This is a genomic window from Acinetobacter sp. UBA801, assembly GCA_002296655.1.
Classification (GTDB): domain Bacteria; phylum Pseudomonadota; class Gammaproteobacteria; order Pseudomonadales; family Moraxellaceae; genus Acinetobacter.
The window spans coordinates 83099-104354 of sequence record DBIN01000047.1; the positions used below are offsets into that span (position 1 = coordinate 83099).

Consider the following 21256-nt stretch of genomic DNA (forward strand, 5'->3'; position numbering starts at 1 on the left):
TTATGTTATACAAGTGTGTACGAAGGTGGCTTAAATTTATAACTATCGAATTCTAAAGGGACATCGTGTGAAAATTAGTATTGCTTTGCTATCAATAGTCTTTTGCTCAACAGTTTATTCCAGTGAAAATATGATCAGTCCAGATATGCAAAAATATTTAATTCAAGACGGTTCAGTATTTACCGATTATAAAAATACTAAAAATAAAATTACTTATGCTTATATTGGGTTACAGGACAATCTGTTTTGGTACATGGGGTGCTCCAAAACAATCATTAAAGGTTTGCCAACTGTAGATTGCTTAATCCTATCCAAAGATAATCGTTTTGCTATGCATGTTGCTCCAGAAGGAACGATGGTTCTTTTTGATAGAGAAAATTTTGTTAAGTCTAATAAATATTTATTTGAAGTAAATTATCGTATAGATGGAAAGCCAATGCAGACATTGCCTAGCACCATTATTACACCTTCGGCTAAAACAAATAGTTTTATAGCGAGCTTATTAAAAGCAAATCGCTTTAACTATTCAATCAAATCAGATAATAAATATGCATCATATAAGTATGATTTGAAGGGGTTAGATTTGGTCTATGGATTAGCAAAAGAAATTGTTGAATTAAATAATTAGGAACTGATGCATGAAAAGACTACTTGGGCTAATGACATATCTATGCAGTTCTATTGTTATGGCCACTCCAATTACACTTCAACATTCTAAGACCAGCTATGTGAACTCTGGGATCTGTTCCGCAGTGGTGGATGTAACGATCCATGATTTTCTTGGAACCTATGACAAACTGTATTTAGACCTTGTGGCAAAGGATAAAGCCGGTAGAGTGCAGGGGACTTCAGAGAATGTAATAACTTACGGCGATATACAAAACCTCCAAGGTAAAGCATTTGGTAATGTCTTTATCGAATCAGAGACTATGTGTGCAGCTGATCGTACCTGGACAGTTCAAGTTAAGCGCGCCGTCTTGGTTGTGGATGGCCAAAGAGAGGATTTGTTGAAGGCAAAAAAAGTTCATATCGATGACTTTCAGCCTATGAAGTTTAAAATTAATTAAGTTTATATGTATTCGATTACGGCAGGTGTTCTTTATTACATGCTTAATAGTGATAGATTTTGCAAGTCTCAAATTTCGAGAACTGATTAAGCCAGTGTTAATGATTATTTGAATAGAAAACCTGAAACATTGATCAAATAATGCTCACATCTACCGTTACTCAGGAAAAGTTATGTTCAATACATACAAAGGCCCATGTTCAATACATACTTTTTTGAGCTTTTTTTCATGTTCGATACATACTTTTTCGGGTTCTGTTACACGGGAATTTTAAAAGTGTTACACGGGAATTTGAAAACCGTTACACAACCAAGTGAAATATTTTGCTAAATATTTGTCTGTAATAATGTCAAAACAAAATAACTAAACTACAGCTACTTATAGCTAAAAATAGCTAAATCTTGTCAATAGTTTTATCTGGTTATTTTTTTATTTATAGCTTTTTACTATCAAAATTTAATTGATAGTTTTACGATATAGTCAAGATTTAAACGACTAAGAGATGCTTATATTTACAATATTATTTAGAGAAAAATTATATAAATTGGTTGCTGTGAATGTATGATTTAATTTTTAAATTAATTCTAATTTTTAGGGTATCTAACTTAAAATGACTGGTGATCAAAAACAAGACACAGATGATGTACGTGAAGTAATAGCATCTACTTTGGATATTGCTGAAGAAAGGGCTATGTCTCTGAAAGAGTTTCAAAAAATTTTTAAGACTGTCGGTAGGAACTTAAGTGGTCGAAAATTCTCTGACTTACAACAAAAATTATCATCTATCTATGATTTAGAAAAATTAGAAAAGTTACAGGAAAAAATATCAGATACAGTTGATAAGCATATTCTATTTGATGATAAATTTCTTACCATTTACCAAAGTGTAGAAAATATTACTGAGATTAAGCAAAAATTAGATGCGATTTTTGAAAATTATCAGCCAGATTCTGAGGCTGAATTACAAGTTAATAAAAGGACTTTTTATCCATTTCAAAAACACGATATCCGTGATGACCTCATAATTTCATATCAATTCTCTCAAGTGCGAGAATTAACAGTTAGGCAAGAAATTGACACAGATGATTTAAAAGATAGTATCAGTGGATTATATAGCTCTGTTTTTGGCTTCAAAACTACTGAATTAAGATGTTTTGATTCAGTCATAATCGATGAGGAGCGTAGTCTATTAATTATTCTAGTAGACTTGGCTAGAGTTATGCCAAGGAATGAACTTAACGTAATTCATAGTAATTTTTCTCATTTCATTAAAAGAGAATTAGGCCTAGAAATCATGCAAAAATATAATTTCTTAGCAGCCCCATTAGACTTATTTCCATGCATTCAAGAATTTTATGATGAAGCTGTTGATAAGATCAGTGGTGTAACGGAAATTTATTTTACAACTACTGAAGGTACAGCTCATCATGAAAAATTACGTGGGGATAGCGTTGATATCAGACAAGTTATATATCATGAGTCTGGTGTTAATGGCTTAAAAAATACAGAAGTTGATGGTGTGAAACTTGATGAAACAATTACACCGTATCGGATTAGTAAAAAATACTATGATCGAAATATAGAAATTTCATTAAATAGTAGCTATAACGCTTTAAATAATATTAATGGTAGCCATCTTTACAATGCATTTGTAATAGGTAGTCGATCTTATGAAGATATTGAATTTGTTCTCAATAAGCTTTTAACATTAAGGTAATTTTACAATGACACGCTCTCAATATTTGACAGAGCTAAAGCAAAGATTGGAAATTCAGTTGAAAGACGTTTCAACTGAAATGCTGAGTGCGTGTCTTAATATGGTTGATTACGTTTCAATTGCCCCTTCTAAGAAAAGTCATCTAACTTTTGTAGATCTCTACAAGCGTGTAGATCCCTCGACTTCAGAAGATATCTTTTATAGTGCTGTTTTTTTTCTAACAAAAAATAATATCAATGTTCTGACTCAAAAGTTTGAGGCTTATAATTTTGCAGTTAATAGGTTCGAAACAGTTGCAGACTTTGATGATGTGAGACAAATCTTAGATTCAATATCTACTGGTGAATATATACATCCTTTGAATGGTGATGTATTAACCGCAGAAGAGTTTAACCAGCAGGTATTAACGTATTTCTCCCCATCTCAATTATTTGTGAGTAATCTACATGCTCACTAATCCAGGCTTATTAGATCCTAGAGTTATTAAATTGATGACTCGATTAAATCCAAAGTCTTATCAAGAATTTGTAGATTTTCTTTATTCTGATTTAGATGAAATTTTAAGAGAGATACAGGCTAGTCGAAAGATCATAGCTCAAAAGTATCCTATAAATGATTCAAATAAAGAGGCGCTAAAAGTATTCGAGGATGATATTAATACTCAAATAGTTAGGGATCTGAAAATCTTAAGTTATGATGCTGCTCATGATAAATTTGAAAATGGTCATGTAGATATTCATGTAGAACTAGCAGGCTATCCATATAAATGGTTTGGGGAATCTAAAATATGGAGTGGTGTCACAAAAATTGATGGTGGATTTAAGCAATTATTAGAGGATTATTCTACTGGTGAAAAAAATGAAAAATGTGGTGGTGTATTAATTTATGCTGTTAATACTACTTATTCGACAAATAAAATTTTAAAAACATGGTACACAGAGCTAGAAAGTGCGGGAAAAGATCCAGCTCGTAATACAAATTTGGAAGATCTTGAATTAACTTGGCCAGATAAAGACACTAATCTTTTTTATAGTACGCAAGTACACCCACACTCTGGTTTGAGTGGATATAAGGTAAGACACTGTGTATTAAATCTAAAGTCTGTTCGTAAGCCTGCAGATAAGGTTAAGCAGCCTAGGAAGGCTAAGAGTAAAAAGAGCACTTCCTAGCTAGTTAACATCTGAGCTATAGCAACTGCAGCACATCGGTTCTAATCTCAGTTATTTTCCCGATATGCGCCGTTTCGGTCTCTCCATTTCTTTTTTGCGCAAGCTGGCCTTGATATGAGTCTTATTAGGTAAATGAGAAATTACAGCAGGTTTAATTGTCCAATTTCATATTTGTAGCTTTGCCATTCACCTTTGCGTGGAATCCTATCTATACCTGTTTCACTTTTCCATAGTTCTATAAATGCTTCGCCGTTCTCAAAGTTTGGCATTCCACCTCGTGCCCATTCACTAACTGTAGAGGCATTCGCGACTGGCAAGACAAACGCAATCTTTTCGTGTGTCCAGCCAAGTTTGCAAAGGTCTAAAATCATGCGGTTAAAATCAGGGCACTTGTAACCACGCTGTTTTACAATAAATTCTTTAACTTTCTTTTTTGTTCTTAAGTTGATGAATCGAGCAGCTGCTGCCTTCTGGCTTGTGGTGTAATCAATGCTATGCAACATTAATTTTTACTCCTTGAATTTCATTAAGTGCTTCAGGATCCAAATTACTAAATTGGCAATATTTTAGTTGAGCATGCATATATGTTGTACCTGATTCGCCATGACGATTCTTCCCTACGATAGCCTCGGCAATACCTCGGTATTGGGATTCTTTGTTATAAACTTCGTCCCGGTACAAAAAAATAATTTGGTCGGCATCTTGTTCAATTGCACCTGATTCACGTAGATCCGACATCATTGGTCTTTTGTTTGGTCGCTTCTCTAACTCACGATTGAGCTGAGATAAAAGGACAATGACGCAATCAAACTCTTTGGCCATGGCTTTCAGCTCACCGGTAAAATAAGCAATCTTTAAATCCTCCCGGGCGAATTGCTTTGTTGTCTTCATGATCTGAAGATAATCAACCAGAACCACACCGACAGAGCCATACTGATGTTTTACTTTACGGATAGACTCCCTGATATTTGCAATAGATGGACGGGAAGTATCATTGATCTGCATTGGTACTTTTTGAAGCATCACAACGGCGTTTGTATATGCTGTAAATTCCTCTTTAGGTAGCAGGTGAGGGGAATTGCGTACTACTCCAATATCTGCCGGTGCAATCGCGCAACAGAGACGCATAGCGATCTGTTCTTTTGGCATTTCGCCAGACATGATCAGGGCAGGCTTCTTTTGTATGACTGCTACATTGTTTGCAATGAGCTGGAGCATCGTAGTCTTACCCATCGCGGGCCGTGCAGCCACCACCATTAGACATCCAGGTTCGACATCACCTAACTTTTTGTCTAAGTCATATATACCGGTCTGGATTCCTTTAATCATCGAATTGCCAGCAAGTGCAGCTTCAATCTTTCGGTGCATCTCAAGAAATGTATTGGATGCAGCATCATGGATATGAAAAAGGGATTCACTTCCCGATTCAGTATTCAGATCTGCAAAAGCAGTTTGCGCATTCTGGACCAGCTCACCACGGCTAACAGTTAGGTTTCGAGCCTGACTAATCACTTTCATTGCTTCGGCTTCAACTTGCCGGCATGTAGTAAGATCTTTCAATTTCTCAGCATAAGACACCAGATTATAAAAGCTGGAAGGTGCATCACCTAAAATCTGCATAATATACTGCTCACCTCCAGTGGCTTCAGAATAGCTATGCGTTTCTAACCACTGGTTTACTAATACGGCGTCATATGGTGAATTCTTCGAATCCAGATCAACCACGGCCTGAAAAATCAGTTTGTGGCGTGTAGCATGGAAATCATCTTCAGTAAGCAGGTTCTCAACTTGGCTATACGAGTTTGAAACAGTCATCAGTGCTGCAAGTACAGCTTGTTCAATTTGTAGATTATGAATAGGCGTATTCATTGAGGACCTCCTAATAGGCTTTTAGGCTTGGTCGGTAAATTAAGAAATGGTTGAGCAGTATTAGCTTGCTGTTCGGCCAGAGACTGAATGCCATATTCAGGATTCTGCTTTTTGTAGCGCTCAAACTTATCTACGATCCAGGCTGTGAACTTATGAAGCTTTTTACCTTCAGATAGAGCCTGACTGTCAAAATGAGAGTTAAATGCACTAAGCTCGAACTCAAAACTAGGCAAACCAAAGATCAGGTCAAGACTATTCCCATACCCTGCCATTTTTATCTTTGTTGACAGCTGATCTACATCAGGAGTCCAGTCATGCTCTTGAGAGAGATTAAATGGTAGATTCCCTGATAGATTCTGTACCCCGTTTTGGGGATCGTTCAACGTCCGGTTTTCGGGATCATTCCCATTTTTGGAATCATTCCGTTTTTGGGATTGTTTAATGTTCCCGTTTTTGGGTGTATTAGAATCATTCTGATTTTGGTTGCATTCCTCGCGACCTTTGACGCCGTTGAGTTTGAGAACGCGAACACGTCTGGTAGGTCCCGTACGGTCGCCAGTATCTTTAATCAGACCAAAGTCGATTAAATCTAGAATAACTTTTTGAACTGTTTTTTTGTCCAGCACAGTATCTTTGGCCAGGCGCTCTATGCTTGGCCAAGCCGTATGTTCTTCACCTGCTCGATCCGCTAATGAAAGCAGAACGAGACGTTGTGAAGAGTTATTTACTGGAGCAGTCCAAGCCCAGCGTGTTGCATCAATGCTCACTAGGCCCTCCTTGCTGATAATGATTTTTCAATACGGCATTCCACAGACGCTCTGGAGTAATATGTACTGATTCAACATATGCAGCTGATGGAGGCATTGCTGTCTGATCGACAACAGGCTCTAGTTGTTCTTGAGTTTGCTTTGATGGGATAGAAGGCTTATCCATTTTTAGTAGCCTCCCATTCTGCTTCATACTTTTCGCGTTCAACATCGAAAGTGTTGCTATGACTCTCTGCTAAATAAGCAGCAATATGAATTAAGTGCTCAAGAGTCCCAAAGACGGCGCCATGAGTACTCTGCTTGATAGTTTCTTTGACTACTTCGACTTCATCTTTAATTTGATAAAACATGGTCTCAAGCCATGATGTATTTTCATGAGCAAGAGAGTAAGCATCGAACAGATCCCCAGCACCGTACTGATCATCAGGCTTATGCGTATGTCTGTTAAGTTCACGCATGTAAGTGTCTGCCTGGCTATTAGCAAGCTGCTGGGAAATTATGATTAGATTTTCTAGTTCAGCAAAAGCAGAGGAGTCGGCTCTATCATTTTCTTGTACAAATGCTTTAACGAAAGCCGTTGCTTTGTTGATTTGGTTAGCTAAAGTTCGAAGCTGTGTGGCAGCTTCAGATGCAATTGAGTAAGCACTGATAATATCAGTGACACTGTAAAAAGGAATTAATTGTTCTGGAAATTGAATTTGTACTTTAGCGTTCATGATGAATGCGCTCCTAGATTATTAGAAGCTTTGCCAATTATCACGACCAAGAGATATGGTGGCAAAGCAAAAGGGGGTTGGTCGACGAGTAATCTAGGTGACTCGCACACTCGAAAGTGTCCCCCTTCAGCCCTGCCATAAGACGCAGATGCGGAAGGATTACGCACAAAAAAAGCCCTGATAGCGGACTGTGCGCCTAGATATAAACAGCCGACCAAAGCTGATTCGATGATTTTGCATCGAACAGAATCAATATAGCCGAATCGCTTTAGTTTGAGAAGGGCTATTAAAAAAATAATTTTAAATCTCATGAAATAGCACCCTCGCTTATCAGTTTTTCAATTACCCATGCTTCGCCTTTCAAAGTGAACATTGGCTGAGAGTAGCCAAGTTCGGTTTGCTTAAGTAGCCCTAATCCTTGATCTACGAACCATTGCTGGAAAACACGGCAGCGTTTTATGGACCTGTTGTATACATCTAGCTCTTCAAGGTGTTTATTTAGAGATACTGCTGAGATACTAAGTTTTTGAGCAACTTGCGTTGCATTAAGCAAGGTGTCACGGACTACAATCTTTTCGTAGTAGTCAATTTTAGGTTTATCTTGCTCGATTTTTCGTGCCTGATCTGCTGCTAACTGGAGTGCTTCAGCGAATGATTGGGGTAGTTGAGGTTTTTGGGTGATCGCTGTATCAAATATACGAATGACTTTGAGATGAAAGGCCGCACTAATCCACATGGCATATGCATAAACTAATTCTTTGACAACGTATGTGCCACGACCATTTCCACCATTTATTACTTCGCAAGCACTCACCAAATTTGGTGACTGCTCAATTTCTCGAATTAACTCTTGAGTTTGCTCATTTCGAATAAAACGATAAGGTGCATGCTTTTCTTCTCCACCGCTTGCCTTATGTAAATCATTCAAGCAATAACGACTGTATTGATCCTGATTAATAACATCGCCGTCAATATTAATTTGAGAAGATGACTGGGTAAGCACTGTTGGGGCATACGAAACATTCATGATTATGCCTCCAGCCCTTTTTCTTTCATCCATGTTTGGACTTCAGAAAGACGCCACACTGTAACGGTAGGACTCAATTTGATTGGCGCAGGAAATTCACCACGTTTAACCCATTGCCAGATTGTTTTATCTGACACACCAATTAATCCTTTGGAGGCGGGGCGAGCGTTTATATTTTTGGTTTTGCCTTTGCTAATACCGCTTTTATAAGTGTGTTTAGTCGCTTGTTTAGCTGGGTAGTTAGCAAGGTCCTTGATACGTAAAAACTGGTCTGCATTATTAAGAGATGACATATTCACCCATCCTATTTATTGAGAAAAATAGATAGCCGTTGCAGTTCATTGCATCGGCTTGATAGGGCTAGTTTTAATTTTTTGAATATCCCAGAAATAGGGGAGAAGAGAGTTATCGGGATACTAAATTTCTATCCCAAAAGCTTCTTTTAAAATCATATTCCTTACTGAAAAATTACCTTGGATTTGATCGACACTTAGAGCAATGCCATACCATTTGACTAATAATTTATTATTTTTGGCATCTAGATATTTATTTTCTAATGTTTTTTTGGAAGATTTAAGATCTGGCAGATATTGATTGTTAATGATGTTACAAGCATTGCTGACGGAGCAATTTTTTTTACTCTCGCAAATGTATTCAACTAGAGTGAAAAGGCCTAGTAGATTTACGAAATCCCATTTATTTGACCTACCAGAAGGTGCAGACTGCATTTGAAAGCCAGGCTCATATTGTTGAGCTAACTTTGTGGCTAACAAGAGCCAGTGATTAGGATCTGCTGGATCAATATCATGATATTTCATCAGTAAAAACAATTTTATAAAAGTTAACTCCTTCAGATTTTCTATTACAGCATCATTATGAGCTTTAACTTCAGCTTCATGTTTTAGCTGCTCTTCTTCAGGCAGGAACTTGCTTAATAGCGATAATGTACGTAGTTCTGGAAAAGGTAATCTTTCTAAGAGAGCTTGTGGCTTCGGTTTTTTCATTTGCTTCCCACGGCATTCCCATAAATAAGAGCTAAGCCAATCGGATTGGGTGTCCGACTTTCGCTCCGTCGAGCTAGACTTAGCAAATCAACTATAGCAAAAATATACTCACTTCCAATGAGTAAGTAATTTGAAATATGTTTATATACTTAAGCCCGCTTCTCGTTTGGGAATGGGATAATATTATTCCTCAAGCTATCTATAAAATCTGCCCATTCCTGCATCATTTTGGTTCTATACTGTAGGTGTTGTGCATGGTTGTATGCTTGGGATACGGCGTTACCAGTTTTGTGTGCCAGTTGTACTTCAATCGCATCGTGCAGATATCCCTGTTCATGTAATGTTGTCGACGCTAACCCTCTAAAACCATGACCTGTCATTTTGCCCATGTAGCCCATAGTCCTAATCGCGCTTAACAGAGCATTACTGCTTAATGGCTTGCCTGTACTATGATTATAAAAAACGTATTGTTTGTGCCCAGTTAATGGCTTTAGGCTTTCCAGTAGCTCAATAGCTTGGCTGGAAAGTGGAACAATATGCAGTAAAGCCATCTTCATTTTGTGAGGTGGGATACGCCATTCTTTGGTTTCAAAATTAATTTCTTCCCATTCCATCATCCGAAGTTCTGCTGTTCGAACAAATGTTAGTGTTATCAACTGGAGTGCTGTCTTCACTAGAATGTTGCCATGATATCGATCCATACGATGCAAGAAATCTGGAAACTCTGATATATCAAGTCGAGCCATGTTCTTAACTTTTCTAGGCTTTAATGCCTCGTGTAGATGTGGGGTCGGGTCATTTTCAATTAAGCCTTTCCGTATGGCATATCTAAATATTCGACCTGCTAATGGAATGGATCGCTTAGCCATTTCTTGAGCACCGCGAGCTTCTATACGTTGTGCACATTCCAAAATGTCCTTTCCCTTGATTTGGTCGATAGGTATTTTACCGAGATAAGGGAAAAGGTCTTTTTCAAAGACAGATAGATCTCGTAAATATGTAGGCTCTTTAACAAAGCCTTTTCGACCTTCCATCCATTCAAGCGCTAAGCTTTTAAATGAGGTGTTCTCTGTTGCTTTGGATTTCTGCTGCTTTTTCTGTTCAGCTGGGTCAATACCTTTTGCAAGTAATGCTCGTGCTTCCAAATGCTTTATTCTAGCTTGTGCTAGGCTCATAAACTCATATGAGCCTAGGGTCAGGTTCTTTTGTTTCCCACTAAAGCGATATGCGAAGATCCAAGTCATGCGACCAGTAGGGAATATATGGAGCTGCAGACCATTACCGTCACTATATTTGTCTGGGGTCTTCTTATCTGGAGTAGGCTTTAAGCGTCTAATCTTTGTATCAGTGAGCATGTTGCTATACCCCTTTGTTGGTATAAATGCGTTGGTATTGTTTTCATACCAACTCTTATACCAACAATATACCAACGATTGCAGGGGAATGCACTTCTTTGCCATAGACAATAAAAAAGACCTAAACCCTTTAGATTTAAGTCTTTATTCATTGCGTTGGATTGCAATTCCTTAGAATTTGGCGGTGAGAGAGGGATTCGAACCCTCGATACGCTATTAACGTATACACACTTTCCAGGCGTGCTCCTTCAGCCACTCGGACACCTCACCATAGGCGGTGGATAATAACCAAAAAATAGTACAAAGCCAAGTTGAAACATTTGATTTAGAGAAAAATTTTCAGCGTAGTGCTATGATTCTCAAAAATACCGTCTAAATCGAAGACACCTATGCAAAGTACTGCAAAAAAAGCAGCCTTACCCGTCATTACCTTGGCTGCACTCGGAGTTGTATTTGGGGACATTGGCACCAGTCCACTTTACGCCTTCCGACAAACTTTTTTAACGGCGCATCTTGCAATTACCCAAGCCAGTGTATTGGGAATTTTATCCCTAATTTTCTGGTGCATGATGCTCACCATCAGCTTTAAATACGTCACCATTATTATGCGTGCCGATAACAATGGCGAAGGCGGGATCATGTCATTATTGGCATTGAACCTGCGCACCACTCGCATTGCCGAAGACAAAAAAATCTTCCTGATCGCACTTGGCTTTATTGGCGCATCCCTGTTCTTTGGCGATGGTATTATCACCCCCGCTATTTCAGTATTGTCTGCCATTGAAGGACTAAGTATTGCCACTCCTATCTTTAATCAATGGCTCGTGCCGCTCTCAATTGGTATTTTGGCGGGACTGTTCATTGTGCAGCGTCATGGTACAGGCACTATGGGCAAATTTTTTGGCCCACTGACTTTGCTGTGGTTTTTAGCCATTGGTGGTGCAGGGCTGCTCAGTATTATCCAAACCCCGTTTGTATTGGCCATGGTCAGTCCACATTGGGCGTTTAACTTTGTAGTAGAGCAACCCTTTGTTGCATTTCTCACCATGGGCGCGGTGATTTTGACCATGACGGGTGGCGAAGCACTCTATGCCGATATGGGACATTTTGGGCGGATGCCCATTCGGCTTGCATGGTTTTTGATTGTCCTACCTTGTTTGTTATTGAATTACGCGGGACAAGGCGCATTATTGCTACGCAACCCTGCAGCAATTGAAAATCCGTTCTATATGTTGGTGCCTGAATGGGGCTTATACCCGATGATTGGTTTAGCCACGGCTGCCGCAGTGATCGCTTCTCAAGCGGTGATCACAGGAGTATTTTCAATGGTCAATCAGGCCATTCAATTGCGTTATTTACCGCGCCTGACCGTACGCCATACGTCGGATGTCGAGCGTGGTCAAATCTATTTGCCGTTCATTAACTGGGCCTTATTTATTTCAGTGCTGATCTTAATTTTACTGTTTGAAAATAGTGCCAATCTTGCCAGTGCTTATGGCGTGGCAGTGACCATGACCATGCTGTGTGGCACTATCCTAATTTCAGTGTTGGCCTATGGTTTTTGGCGTTGGCCAATGTGGAAAGTTGCCCTTTTTGCAGTGCCATTTTTAACTCTAGATTTGATTTTTGTGGCCTCGACCTCACTCAAAATTGTAGCGGGTGGCTGGGTACCAATTTTAATTGGTGCCATCATGTATACCATTTTAATGACGTGGAAAGATGGTCGTGCATTGGTTTTCAATCGTTTGGAAAAAGATGCTTTGCCGATAGACCTATTCATTCATAGTGTTAGTTTGGGCAATGAAACCAAATTTGTCCCTGGCGATGCGATTTTCCTGACAGGTACGCCCAATATTGTGCCGCATGCCATGTTGCATAATATTAAGCACAACAAGGTGTTACATGAACGTAATATCATGGTAACGGTTATCACGCGTGATATTCCATTTGTGGCGCAGCAAGATCGGATTCAAGTCGAAAAACTGGATGATCGTTTTTATCGGATTACCATGTATTACGGTTTTAAAGATCAGCCGAATATTCCAAATGCCTTGCAACAAGCTTATGAGCAGCTTGGGTTTGAATTCGATATGATGCAAATGAGCTTCTTTATTTCGCGTGATCGGATTGTGCATACGGTGGGTGATGGTATGTCACCGTGGCGTGAAAAACTGTTTATTTCAATGCAGCGCAATACCAGTCCAGTGAGTGATTTTTATCAAATTCCAACCAACCGTGTGGTGGAATTGGGTAGTCAAATCGAAATTTAAAATCACTCAACAGCTTAAAAAAAACCAGCATTACATCGTGCTGGTTTTTTATTTTTAGCTCAAGATTGGTCTTAAACAGATCTTATTTTTCCGTATCATTTTGCGGTACATGATTTAAATCTATATCGTTTATATCTGTATCCTGTGCTGCAGGTGCTGTGGTTTCAAGCCGCTTAGTCGTGGGCAGATTGACTGCTGCCTGTTCAGATGCAGCAGGGCTTGGTGGTGCAGCATTAAGCGCTTCTGCGGTGACATCCACATCATCTCCAACATTTACAGGTAAGTCGGCTGAAGATGACAATAAGGGAACTGACGGGGCTTGTATGTGTTGTTCGCTCATCTGTTTAGCCTGCGCTGCGTGTTGCGGTTCAGATTCGGTTCCGACAGGCATCGTCATAGGCGTATTTTCTTGAGCCAGATTGGCTTGTTCGGCGGTAATTTGGTTTGCAGGTTGTTGCGCCATATTTTCTGTTGGATTCGTTAAATTTGCATCTGCACTCGTTACAATCCGGATTTGACCATTGGCAATTAATTCTTGTAGTGAGCCTGCTTGTCCATTAATCGTGGTGCTTATTTTTACCTTAGATAAGCTTTCCAAAGTATCACCTGCCTGAATGGGTGGTTCGGCAAAGGTAGAAATGCTGATGCTGCTGACCAAAGCACAAGCACAAGCACAAAGATGAAAACGCATGTATTTCTCCATCAAAAATCGTAAAAATAAAGTTAAAACCAATTTAAATCGTCAATCACACCTAGCGAGAACATCGTAATGTGCTTAGGTGCCGCTAGGCGATGTCTTGAAGGTGTATTTAGCTTGGCAGATTCGCTGAAACGGATGCAATCAAACCTACCAAACTTGATCTAGACTGATGTCAAAAGTGCTTAAAACTCAGGCTGTGTGTGGCTTTTGTGGTGTTATGGCGCGGGTTTTGTTTAATTGTTAGGCGAACAAGAGGTGCTTCATATACAAGCTGTGAGTGGATTGTTAAGCTCAGGCAAACTCTGCGGATTTAGAGCGAAGTCACAGTAACGGTTATGGCAAGAAAACGGCGCAATTCCAACAATATTTGGACTCAAATTTTCAATCAAAACAGCCTGAAAGTGCTACTCGGTGTAGTAGCAACAGGCAGTTTTGTGATTGCTTTTGGTCAAGAAAAAATTAGTCAGTGGACTTCACTGGTGCCGAGCACAGGAAATAATGCTTGCTTAACTCAGTTTTATCGGGAAACGCCGCCCTATTTACTGAAAAACAGCCTGAAAAAAGACAGCTATCCGCTGTGTTTTAATGACTTTAATGTGATGTATTCAGGGGTATCTAAAACCCCGTTATGGGTGGCAGAAGCCTTAACGCCTACGCGTTTGAGCCAGCGGATTCCGCGTGAAGATAACTTTCACGAAGAACCGCGCGTCAAAGCCGAGCATCGTGCAACTTTGCAGGATTATCGTGGTTCGGGTTATGACCGTGGACACATGGCACCAAATGCCGACATGACTAACTTGGCAGCCCAGTTTGATAGCTTTTCTTTGGCAAATATGGTGCCGCAAGCCCCTAAAAATAATCAGCAGGTTTGGCGTGAACTTGAAGAAGCTACACGGGCGGTGGTGACCAAACAAAAGCAAGATGTCTATGTAATTACGGGGCCTAGTTTTAATGCCAAACGTCTAAAAACCATTGGTCAGGGCGTTATTGTACCGACTGCGGTGTATAAAGCCGTGTATATGCCTAAAACAGGCGCGATAGGGGCTTATTACGCGCCCAATAACGACTCGCTACAGGTTCAAGTGGTGAGTGTCTGCTATTTAGAAGAACAGTTAGGCATCAATTTATTCCCACAATTAACTGAAGAACAAAAGCGCAATACCTATAAATTGCCGTTGACTGCAAATGCTGTAAAAGCCAATACACCAATTGCTTATTCGCATTGGGATGCAGAAAGTCAGTGTGCGGAAGATGTATCTGCCGAGCAATTACAAGCTTTACAAACCGAGTTTAAACGCTCGGGTAGTAGTCCAGCATCGGGTGCTAGCATTGATGCAAATACCCAAGATGCAATTGTGAAGCAGTTGATTGAAGCTTTATTGCAATATATTTTACAGTTGTTGAAATCTTAAACTGGGTTAAGATAATGGATATTGCAACCTTCATTCTAGGGTGAATTCAATGTTTAAACCGTTTCAAAATGGGACTGAATCACATGCGATTCATGACTTAACCTTAGAAAATGATTTGGATTGCATCAATATGTATGGCAATTTGCAAATCAGCAAAGATCAGGCAGGTTTACAAGCAGCCAAAGCACTGCAGGCATTTTTAAATGAAGTTGTTGCGACTTTGGAACAGACCCCCAATTTGCCTGTGAAGTTAGATCGTCCCGAAGTGGATGAAATTGAAAATCCATTTATATAATGGATAAAATTAAAAGGGATTAGGTGTTTAGTCCCAACCTGAATTTGTTTGAATATACCTAAAGTCACTCATCCACAGTTGGTCAGGATGATCAGCAGTAAAATTACGTTTCACTAAATCATCTGCTCGTTTTTGATCATCTCGGTTACAGGTCGCTCGCTTATTCTTACCATGCAATACACCTTGTATTTCAAGCTTTTGCATCAATCGAGCAACCGTATAGTGCGCAATAACATAACTTCTCGTTGCAGTTGTTGCCAGACTTTAGGAACGCCATACCGACCTGAACTTTTTCTAAATTCGTTTGATTTACTCAGCATGATACTCATCATGTAGATCTCGCTTCGCTCGATGTTCCCTTACTAAGCGATGATTCTCATCTCAGGAAAGTTGGTCTGCGACAAACTCGGTACGGTTCGTACGGTTCAGAAAAGTCACAGTGATTTCTCCTGATACCCTAAGCGATGAAGTCAAACAAAATCAGTTTTATTATCGGGTTTATATTCGCACCGATTCAGATAAGCTTAACCATAAAGCAGGACAAGCGTTTGAGATTACCCTAGCGGTCGCAATAGTCGCTATGAAAACGTGTGAAAAACGGTGTTGGATTATCTGATCAAACCATTCAACAAAGCCAAAAAAGCCTTTCGTGAGCGCTAAACTGAAATTTACTTATACTTGAATTTAATGAATCATCTCACCCCTACGTCTTGCCTTTCCCAAAACCCAGGTCGGTTCACGTGAAGGCAAGGATAAGGACGATGATCCCAATATCTAATACAATTTTATTTTTTACAGATTTTGCATTTCATCTCAATTGCCTAAACAATCTACAGCAACGCTGCAAATCCTTATTTTCGCCTCTTTCCAAGCCTGATGACACTGTGTATAACCATAAGTCACGCAATGAAAATGATAAGCATAGGCAAAACAGGTAAAAAACCGTTAGACTATGCATCTCTCTCATTCAATGTCGTTTCAGACAAATAAGAAGGTGAAGATTGATGCCGCTCAATACTGTCGAAGAGCTTGTAGCAGATATCCGTGCAGGAAAAATGGTCATCCTCATGGATGATGAAGATCGCGAAAATGAAGGTGATTTAGTCATTGCCGCAACCCACGTTCGCCCTGAAGATATCAACTTCATGATCACACACGCACGTGGTCTTGTTTGCCTGACCTTAAGTCGTGACCGTTGCCAGCAATTAAACTTACCGTTAATGGTTGATGCCAATGGCGCACAACACGGTACGAACTTTACTTTGTCGATTGAAGCGGCTGAAGGCATTACCACAGGTATTTCTGCCGCAGAACGTGCGCATACCATTCAAACTGCGGTCGCTGCACATGCTAAGCCTGCCGATATTGTTCAGCCTGGGCATATTTTCCCACTCATGGCACAACCAGGTGGTGTATTGCACCGTGCAGGACATACCGAAGCAGGTTGTGATCTTGCCCGTTTGGCAGGTTTAGAGCCTGCATCGGTGATTTGTGAAATCATCAATGAAGACGGCACCATGGCGCGTCGTCCTGATTTAGAAATTTTTGCTGAAAAGCACGGATTGAAAATTGGTACCATTGCCGATTTAATCCACTACCGCATGACCAATGAGCAAACCGTAGAACGTTTGGATCAGCAAAGCATCGACACTGAATATGGTACTTTTGACTTATATCGCTACCGTGAACTGGGTAATCCTGACATTCACTTAGCATTGGTCAAAGGTGAACCAAAAGAAGGCGTTACTACAGTACGTGTGCATGGTTTTAATCCAACCCGTGATTTACTCAAGCTTAAAAAAGCAGATACTTCGGCCACTTGGAATTTAGACCGCGCTTTAAAAGAAATTGCCAACAGTGAACGTGGTGTTTTGGTCTGGATTGGTCAAACTCAATTGCAAGACTTGGGCCCTGCCCTAGATAGCCTTAAAAATCCGAAACAGGGCAAAGCCAATGCTGCATTGTCACAGCAGTACCAAACCATTGGCGTGGGTGCACAAATTTTACGTGATTTAGGCGTTGAAAAAATGAAGCTGCTCAGCTCACCATTACGTTTCAATGCTTTATCAGGCTTTAACTTAGAAGTGGTGGAATACGTCACCGCAGATCCAACATCAGAGAAATAATCGAGGTTGCTATGGCAATTCGCCGTATTGAAGGTTTATTACATCTCGCTAGCGAAGGCCGTTATGCGATTTTAGTCGGTCGTTTTAATAGTTTTGTGGTTGAGCATTTGCTTGATGGCGCAATTGACACATTGAAACGTCATGGCGTATCAGAGGATAATATCACCGTTGTTCATGCACCAGGCGCTTGGGAACTTCCTGTTGTGGCTAAAAAATTAGCTGCATCGAATGGTTATGACGCGATTATTGCACTCGGCGCAGTGATTCGCGGTAGCACACCACACTTTGACTTTGTTGCAGGCGAATGTGCCAAAGGTTTAGGCGTGGTGGGTTTAGATACAGGCTTACCTGTGATTAACGGTGTATTGACTACGGACAGTATTGAACAAGCGATTGAACGCTCTGGAACAAAAGCAGGTAATAAAGGAAGTGAAGCTGCCTTAACTGCAATTGAAATGGTTAACTTGTTAAAGGCTATTTAACGCTATGTCGCAAACACTTCAAGCAACTTATGCAGCAAAACGTAAAGCACGTCGTTTTGCTGTGCAAGGTATTTATGAATGGCAGATGAGCCACAATCCAGTACATGAGATTGAAGCACGTACCCGTGTGGAAAATGCCATGCACAAAGTGGATCTCGGCTATTATCATGAATTGTTGACTCAAGTGGTTGCCAATCATGAAGCATTGGATGCATTACTGGTGCCTGTTCTTGATCGTGATATTCAAGCCCTAGATGGTGTTGAACTCGCTACCTTACGTTTAGGTGCGTATGAGTTAGAACAACATCTGGAAATTCCATACCGTGTGGTATTGGATGAAGCGATTGAATTGGCAAAACACTTTGGCGGTGCAGACAGCCACAAATACATCAATGGTGTATTAGACCGTCTTGCCAACAGCTTACGTGCAGCAGAAAAGCAACAAAGCAACTAATTCAAAATATTGAGTCGATTGTTGTATGGCTGAGTTTTCCATTATTGAGACCTATTTCAACAGACCGCGTCCAAATGCAGTCGATTTAGGTGTCGGTGATGACTCAGCTCTGCTCACCCCTCCGCCGCAACAGCAATTGGTCATTTGTGCCGACACTTTAGTCGCTGGACGACATTTCCCCCTCGATACCAACCCACATGCGATTGGTTGGAAATCGGTTGCGGTCAATTTATCTGACATTGCCGCCATGGGTGCCACCCCACATAGTATTTTACTGGCATTGAGCCTACCCCAAATTGATCATGATTGGCTCAAAGGGTTTAGTCAGGGTTTGTATGATTGTTGCGATCAATTTGGGGTAAGTTTAATCGGTGGAGATACCACACAAAGTCCCCATCTCACCATTTCCGTTACCGCCTTAGGCTGGATTGAACACGGACAAGCCATTACCCGTTCAGGTGCGCAAGTCGACGATTATATTTGCGTCAGCGGACAAGTCGGTGATGCCGCTTTTGGTTTAGATCATCTCGATCACCTCTTAAAACAACGCCTCGACTACCCAACACCACGTTGTCAACTTGGACAACAACTCAAAGGCTTGGCTTCAAGCATGATTGATGTTTCCGATGGATTGGCACAAGATTTAGGGCATATTCTCAAAGCCTCTCAGGTCGGCGCTTGTATTGAACTCAGCCAACTGCCTATAGATGCTGCATTAACCGAATTACCACAACAAAAGCAGTGGCAATATGCCTTGGCAGGTGGCGATGACTATGAATTATGCTTTACAATAAGCCCACAAAATTATCAGCAGCTTTTGCAAAAACCGCTGAATACCCCTATTCATATTATTGGCAAAATTAACAACCAAAACCGCTTAAGCTTTGAACAGAATGGCGTAGATCGTTCACTTCATTTTCATGGATACCAACACTTTGCACAAACCCGCGATTAATTTCAAAGCCATGTCTTGGACTGACCGACTGATTGTCTGCTGTGGTGTTGGCTTCGGTTCAGGTCTACTGCCCAAAGCACCTGGTACCTTTGGTTCGGCCTTTGCCCTACTCTTCATTCCCATTTGGTTCGCACTTGGTTTCGGTCCAAGCTTTTTTGCCATTGCTATGATGTCCCTCGTTGGCATATATATCTGTGGGCGTACTGCACAAGTTATGGGCGTACATGATGATGGTCGTATTGTTTGGGATGAGTTTGCAGGACAATCGATTACCTTTTTACCCCTGATTTTTATCAATCAAATCAGCTGGGGCTGGGTAATTGTGGGTTTTGCCTTATTCCGACTATTTGATGTGTGGAAACCTTGGCCAATTCGTGTCATTGATCGTCAGGTCGACGGTGGTTTTGGCATCATGCTGGACGATATTATTGCGGGTCTTTGGGCCGCATTATGTATATATATTTATTTATCTTTTACTTTGGTTTAGCCATCACTAGGATTCAACATGTCTACCACCGTGATTATTCTTGCTGCAGGTAAAGGCACGCGCATGCGTTCAAATTTACCAAAAGTATTACAACCTCTTGCAGGACGACCTCTTTTGGGTCACGTGATTGATACCGCAAAAAAATTACAAGCCGATCATATTATTACCATTTACGGTCATGGCGGTACTTTGGTTCAAAATGCTTTTGCGCATGAACAGATACAGTGGGTCGAACAGGCTGAACAGCTGGGCACAGGTCACGCAGTCCAAGTGACTTTGCCTGTTTTACCACGTGAAGGTGTATCACTGATTTTATCGGGAGATGTACCTTGCATTACAGAGCAAACCCTACAAAAGCTGCTCGACGTTTCACGTGAAACGCAAATTGGCTTAGTCACACTTAAGCTTGCTGATGCAGCAGGTTATGGTCGTATTGTACGTGAAAACGGCAAAATTCAAGCGATTGTTGAACATAAAGATGCCTCTGAAACACAGCGTCAAATTCAGGAAATTAACACTGGGATTTATTGCGTCAGCAATGCCAAATTACACGAGTGGCTACCTCAACTGAGCAATAACAATGCCCAAGGTGAATATTACCTGACCGATATTGTGGCGATGGCCATTGCCGATGGCTTAGAGGTTGCCTCTGTGGAACCTGAATTGGCTTTTGAAGTCGAAGGCGTAAATGACCGTGTGCAACTGGCTGCCTTAGAGCGTGAGTTCCAAAACTTCCAAGCCAAGCAATTGATGCAACAAGGTGTGCATTTAATCGACCCAACCCGTTTTGATTTACGTGGTAATCTCACTGCAGGTAAAGACGTTCGCATTGACATTAACGTGATTATTGAAGGTAATTGCGAACTAGGTGATGGCGTAGAAATTGGTGCAGGCTGCATCCTCAAAAACACCAAAATTGCTGCGGGCACTAAAGTTCAGCCGTATAGCGTATTTGACCAAGCGATTGTAGGTGAAGATGCACAAATTGGCCCATTCTCACGTTTACGTCCGGGTGCGATATTGGCCAATGAAGTACATATTGGCAACTTTGTTGAAGTGAAAAACAGTCAAATTGGTTTAGGCTCCAAAGCCAACCACTTTACCTACTTAGGGGATGCCGAAGTGGGTGCAGGCAGCAATATTGGTGCAGGTACGATTACTTGCAATTATGATGGTGCCAATAAATTTAAAACTATTATTGGTGACCAAGTCTTTATTGGTTCAAATAGTTCATTGGTTGCACCTATCACCATTGCCAATGGTGCAACGGTAGGCGCAGGTTCGACCATTACCCGTGATGTTGCAGAACAGTGTTTAGCTGTGGAACGTTCTAAACAGTTCACTAAAGAAAATTATCAACGTCCACAAAAATTGAAAAAATAAG

24 protein-coding genes, 1 tRNA gene and 2 pseudogenes are annotated in these 21256 nt (G+C 40.6%); 15 read left to right on the top strand and 12 right to left on the bottom strand.

All coding sequences use genetic code 11. The features are described 5' to 3' along the window. Nucleotides 1–67 precede the first annotated feature (67 nt). From B2W49_RS09820 to B2W49_RS09840, 5 genes are all read left to right on the top strand, one after another. Nucleotides 68–628: a hypothetical protein gene (locus B2W49_RS09820; protein ID WP_291340521.1), complete on the top strand. Its 561-nt coding sequence runs from the start codon at nt 68–70 to the stop codon at nt 626–628. A gap of 10 nt (nt 629–638) precedes the next feature. Then, nucleotides 639–1067 (top strand): hypothetical protein, encoded by a 429-nt coding sequence (locus B2W49_RS09825; protein WP_291340523.1) that lies wholly within the window; start codon nt 639–641, stop codon nt 1065–1067. 610 nt (nt 1068–1677) lie between these two features. Continuing rightward, nucleotides 1678–2784 (top strand): hypothetical protein, encoded by a 1107-nt coding sequence (locus tag B2W49_RS09830; RefSeq protein ID WP_291340525.1) that lies wholly within the window; start codon nt 1678–1680, stop codon nt 2782–2784. A gap of 7 nt (nt 2785–2791) precedes the next feature. Beyond that, complete coding sequence (locus B2W49_RS09835) at nt 2792–3241, top strand: hypothetical protein (protein ID WP_291340527.1); 450 nt, start codon at nt 2792–2794, stop codon at nt 3239–3241. Next, complete coding sequence (locus B2W49_RS09840; RefSeq protein ID WP_291340528.1) at nt 3231–3953, top strand: hypothetical protein; 723 nt, start codon at nt 3231–3233, stop codon at nt 3951–3953. Before B2W49_RS09835 ends, B2W49_RS09840 begins: the two co-directional genes overlap by 11 nt. A 140-nt stretch (nt 3954–4093) precedes the next feature. Here B2W49_RS09840 and B2W49_RS09845 read toward each other — a convergent pair whose 3' ends face one another. The 10 genes from B2W49_RS09845 to B2W49_RS09890 form a co-directional block, all read right to left on the bottom strand. Continuing rightward, nucleotides 4094–4456, bottom strand: coding sequence for a hypothetical protein (locus B2W49_RS09845; protein WP_180008812.1), 363 nt, complete (start codon nt 4454–4456; stop codon nt 4094–4096). After that, nucleotides 4446–5822, bottom strand: a complete 1377-nt coding sequence (locus B2W49_RS09850; RefSeq protein WP_291340531.1) for a replicative DNA helicase — start codon at nt 5820–5822, stop codon at nt 4446–4448. The genes B2W49_RS09845 and B2W49_RS09850 overlap by 11 nt, the downstream gene beginning before the upstream one ends. Continuing rightward, on the bottom strand, nt 5819–6589 hold the full coding sequence (locus tag B2W49_RS09855; RefSeq protein ID WP_291340533.1) for a helix-turn-helix domain-containing protein: 771 nt from the start codon (nt 6587–6589) through the stop codon (nt 5819–5821). Before B2W49_RS09855 ends, B2W49_RS09850 begins: the two co-directional genes overlap by 4 nt. After that, nucleotides 6579–6755 (bottom strand): hypothetical protein, encoded by a 177-nt coding sequence (locus B2W49_RS09860; RefSeq protein WP_291340535.1) that lies wholly within the window; start codon nt 6753–6755, stop codon nt 6579–6581. Before B2W49_RS09860 ends, B2W49_RS09855 begins: the two co-directional genes overlap by 11 nt. Next, the gene (locus tag B2W49_RS09865) at nt 6748–7305 is read right to left on the bottom strand and encodes a hypothetical protein (RefSeq protein WP_291340537.1); all 558 of its coding nucleotides are present in this window, start codon (nt 7303–7305) and stop codon (nt 6748–6750) included. The genes B2W49_RS09860 and B2W49_RS09865 overlap by 8 nt, the downstream gene beginning before the upstream one ends. Nucleotides 7306–7612: 307 nt before the next feature. Further along, on the bottom strand, nt 7613–8332 hold the full coding sequence (locus B2W49_RS09870; protein WP_291340539.1) for a KilA-N domain-containing protein: 720 nt from the start codon (nt 8330–8332) through the stop codon (nt 7613–7615). Between the two features lie 2 nt (nt 8333–8334). Further along, the gene (locus B2W49_RS09875; protein WP_291340541.1) at nt 8335–8625 is read right to left on the bottom strand and encodes a helix-turn-helix transcriptional regulator; all 291 of its coding nucleotides are present in this window, start codon (nt 8623–8625) and stop codon (nt 8335–8337) included. Nucleotides 8626–8748: 123 nt separating this feature from the next. Then, nucleotides 8749–9336, bottom strand: a complete 588-nt coding sequence (locus B2W49_RS09880) for a hypothetical protein (protein WP_291340543.1) — start codon at nt 9334–9336, stop codon at nt 8749–8751. Nucleotides 9337–9485: 149 nt separating this feature from the next. Further along, nucleotides 9486–10691, bottom strand: a complete 1206-nt coding sequence (locus B2W49_RS09885; RefSeq protein ID WP_180009301.1) for a tyrosine-type recombinase/integrase — start codon at nt 10689–10691, stop codon at nt 9486–9488. A gap of 179 nt (nt 10692–10870) precedes the next feature. Further along, nucleotides 10871–10961, bottom strand: a tRNA-Ser gene (locus B2W49_RS09890). A gap of 119 nt (nt 10962–11080) precedes the next feature. Here B2W49_RS09890 and B2W49_RS09895 point away from each other — a divergent pair. After that, a complete protein-coding gene (locus tag B2W49_RS09895) occupies nt 11081–12961 on the top strand; it encodes a potassium transporter Kup (protein WP_291340547.1) in 1881 nt (626 codons plus the stop codon). Between the two features lie 82 nt (nt 12962–13043). Here the strand turns inward: B2W49_RS09895 and B2W49_RS09900 are convergent, their stop codons facing one another. Further along, entirely contained in the window at nt 13044–13652 is a 609-nt protein-coding gene (locus B2W49_RS09900; RefSeq protein ID WP_291340549.1) for a hypothetical protein, read from the bottom strand. A gap of 344 nt (nt 13653–13996) precedes the next feature. Here B2W49_RS09900 and B2W49_RS09905 point away from each other — a divergent pair, with 344 nt between their 5' ends. Beyond that, the gene (locus B2W49_RS09905) at nt 13997–15073 is read left to right on the top strand and encodes a DNA/RNA non-specific endonuclease (RefSeq protein WP_291340551.1); all 1077 of its coding nucleotides are present in this window, start codon (nt 13997–13999) and stop codon (nt 15071–15073) included. A gap of 49 nt (nt 15074–15122) precedes the next feature. Next, a complete protein-coding gene (locus B2W49_RS09910) occupies nt 15123–15368 on the top strand; it encodes a hypothetical protein (protein WP_291340554.1) in 246 nt (81 codons plus the stop codon). A gap of 33 nt (nt 15369–15401) precedes the next feature. Here the strand turns inward: B2W49_RS09910 and B2W49_RS09915 are convergent. Continuing rightward, nucleotides 15402–15725: pseudogene (locus B2W49_RS09915) on the bottom strand (IS3 family transposase); the annotation flags it as partial. Nucleotides 15726–15798: 73 nt separating this feature from the next. Here B2W49_RS09915 and B2W49_RS09920 point away from each other — a divergent pair. The 7 genes and pseudogenes from B2W49_RS09920 to glmU all read left to right on the top strand — a co-directional run. Continuing rightward, a pseudogene (locus B2W49_RS09920) lies at nt 15799–16028 on the top strand (secretion protein HlyD); the annotation flags it as partial. A gap of 344 nt (nt 16029–16372) precedes the next feature. Next, nucleotides 16373–17494 carry a bifunctional 3,4-dihydroxy-2-butanone-4-phosphate synthase/GTP cyclohydrolase II gene (ribBA, locus tag B2W49_RS09925; protein WP_291340556.1) on the top strand — a complete coding sequence of 374 codons (1122 nt, stop codon included), beginning with the start codon at nt 16373–16375 and terminating at the stop codon, nt 17492–17494. Nucleotides 17495–17505: 11 nt separating this feature from the next. Beyond that, nucleotides 17506–17976 (top strand): 6,7-dimethyl-8-ribityllumazine synthase, encoded by a 471-nt coding sequence (ribE, locus tag B2W49_RS09930; protein WP_004974350.1) that lies wholly within the window; start codon nt 17506–17508, stop codon nt 17974–17976. Nucleotides 17977–17980: 4 nt separating this feature from the next. Continuing rightward, on the top strand, nt 17981–18430 hold the full coding sequence (nusB, locus tag B2W49_RS09935; RefSeq protein WP_004974349.1) for a transcription antitermination factor NusB: 450 nt from the start codon (nt 17981–17983) through the stop codon (nt 18428–18430). 25 nt (nt 18431–18455) lie between these two features. Next, nucleotides 18456–19385, top strand: coding sequence for a thiamine-phosphate kinase (gene thiL / locus B2W49_RS09940; RefSeq protein WP_291340558.1), 930 nt, complete (start codon nt 18456–18458; stop codon nt 19383–19385). Further along, nucleotides 19351–19872 carry a phosphatidylglycerophosphatase A family protein gene (locus B2W49_RS09945; RefSeq protein WP_291340560.1) on the top strand — a complete coding sequence of 174 codons (522 nt, stop codon included), beginning with the start codon at nt 19351–19353 and terminating at the stop codon, nt 19870–19872. The genes thiL and B2W49_RS09945 overlap by 35 nt, the downstream gene beginning before the upstream one ends. 18 nt (nt 19873–19890) lie before the next feature. Then, nucleotides 19891–21255, top strand: coding sequence for a bifunctional UDP-N-acetylglucosamine diphosphorylase/glucosamine-1-phosphate N-acetyltransferase GlmU (gene glmU, locus B2W49_RS09950; RefSeq protein ID WP_291340562.1), 1365 nt, complete (start codon nt 19891–19893; stop codon nt 21253–21255). Nucleotide 21256 lies beyond the last annotated feature (1 nt).

Bases quoted from the DNA above. Each gene is read 5' to 3' on its own strand.
- B2W49_RS09825 (WP_291340523.1), top strand. From the start codon at position 639: ATGAAAAGACTACTTGGGCTAATGACATATCTATGCAGTTCTATTGTT.
- B2W49_RS09830 (WP_291340525.1), top strand. From the start codon at position 1,678: ATGACTGGTGATCAAAAACAAGACACAGATGATGTACGTGAAGTAATA.
- B2W49_RS09835 (WP_291340527.1), top strand. From the start codon at position 2,792: ATGACACGCTCTCAATATTTGACAGAGCTAAAGCAAAGATTGGAAATT.
- B2W49_RS09840 (WP_291340528.1), top strand. From the start codon at position 3,231: ATGCTCACTAATCCAGGCTTATTAGATCCTAGAGTTATTAAATTGATG.
- B2W49_RS09845 (WP_180008812.1), bottom strand. From the start codon at position 4,456: ATGTTGCATAGCATTGATTACACCACAAGCCAGAAGGCAGCAGCTGCT.
- B2W49_RS09850 (WP_291340531.1), bottom strand. From the start codon at position 5,822: ATGAATACGCCTATTCATAATCTACAAATTGAACAAGCTGTACTTGCA.
- B2W49_RS09860 (WP_291340535.1), bottom strand. From the start codon at position 6,755: ATGGATAAGCCTTCTATCCCATCAAAGCAAACTCAAGAACAACTAGAG.
- B2W49_RS09865 (WP_291340537.1), bottom strand. From the start codon at position 7,305: ATGAACGCTAAAGTACAAATTCAATTTCCAGAACAATTAATTCCTTTT.
- B2W49_RS09870 (WP_291340539.1), bottom strand. From the start codon at position 8,332: ATGAATGTTTCGTATGCCCCAACAGTGCTTACCCAGTCATCTTCTCAA.
- B2W49_RS09875 (WP_291340541.1), bottom strand. From the start codon at position 8,625: ATGTCATCTCTTAATAATGCAGACCAGTTTTTACGTATCAAGGACCTT.
- B2W49_RS09880 (WP_291340543.1), bottom strand. From the start codon at position 9,336: ATGAAAAAACCGAAGCCACAAGCTCTCTTAGAAAGATTACCTTTTCCA.
- B2W49_RS09885 (WP_180009301.1), bottom strand. From the start codon at position 10,691: ATGCTCACTGATACAAAGATTAGACGCTTAAAGCCTACTCCAGATAAG.
- B2W49_RS09895 (WP_291340547.1), top strand. From the start codon at position 11,081: ATGCAAAGTACTGCAAAAAAAGCAGCCTTACCCGTCATTACCTTGGCT.
- B2W49_RS09900 (WP_291340549.1), bottom strand. From the start codon at position 13,652: ATGCGTTTTCATCTTTGTGCTTGTGCTTGTGCTTTGGTCAGCAGCATC.
- B2W49_RS09905 (WP_291340551.1), top strand. From the start codon at position 13,997: ATGGCAAGAAAACGGCGCAATTCCAACAATATTTGGACTCAAATTTTC.
- B2W49_RS09910 (WP_291340554.1), top strand. From the start codon at position 15,123: ATGTTTAAACCGTTTCAAAATGGGACTGAATCACATGCGATTCATGAC.
- ribBA (WP_291340556.1), top strand. From the start codon at position 16,373: ATGCCGCTCAATACTGTCGAAGAGCTTGTAGCAGATATCCGTGCAGGA.
- ribE (WP_004974350.1), top strand. From the start codon at position 17,506: ATGGCAATTCGCCGTATTGAAGGTTTATTACATCTCGCTAGCGAAGGC.
- nusB (WP_004974349.1), top strand. From the start codon at position 17,981: ATGTCGCAAACACTTCAAGCAACTTATGCAGCAAAACGTAAAGCACGT.
- thiL (WP_291340558.1), top strand. From the start codon at position 18,456: ATGGCTGAGTTTTCCATTATTGAGACCTATTTCAACAGACCGCGTCCA.
- B2W49_RS09945 (WP_291340560.1), top strand. From the start codon at position 19,351: ATGGATACCAACACTTTGCACAAACCCGCGATTAATTTCAAAGCCATG.
- glmU (WP_291340562.1), top strand. From the start codon at position 19,891: ATGTCTACCACCGTGATTATTCTTGCTGCAGGTAAAGGCACGCGCATG.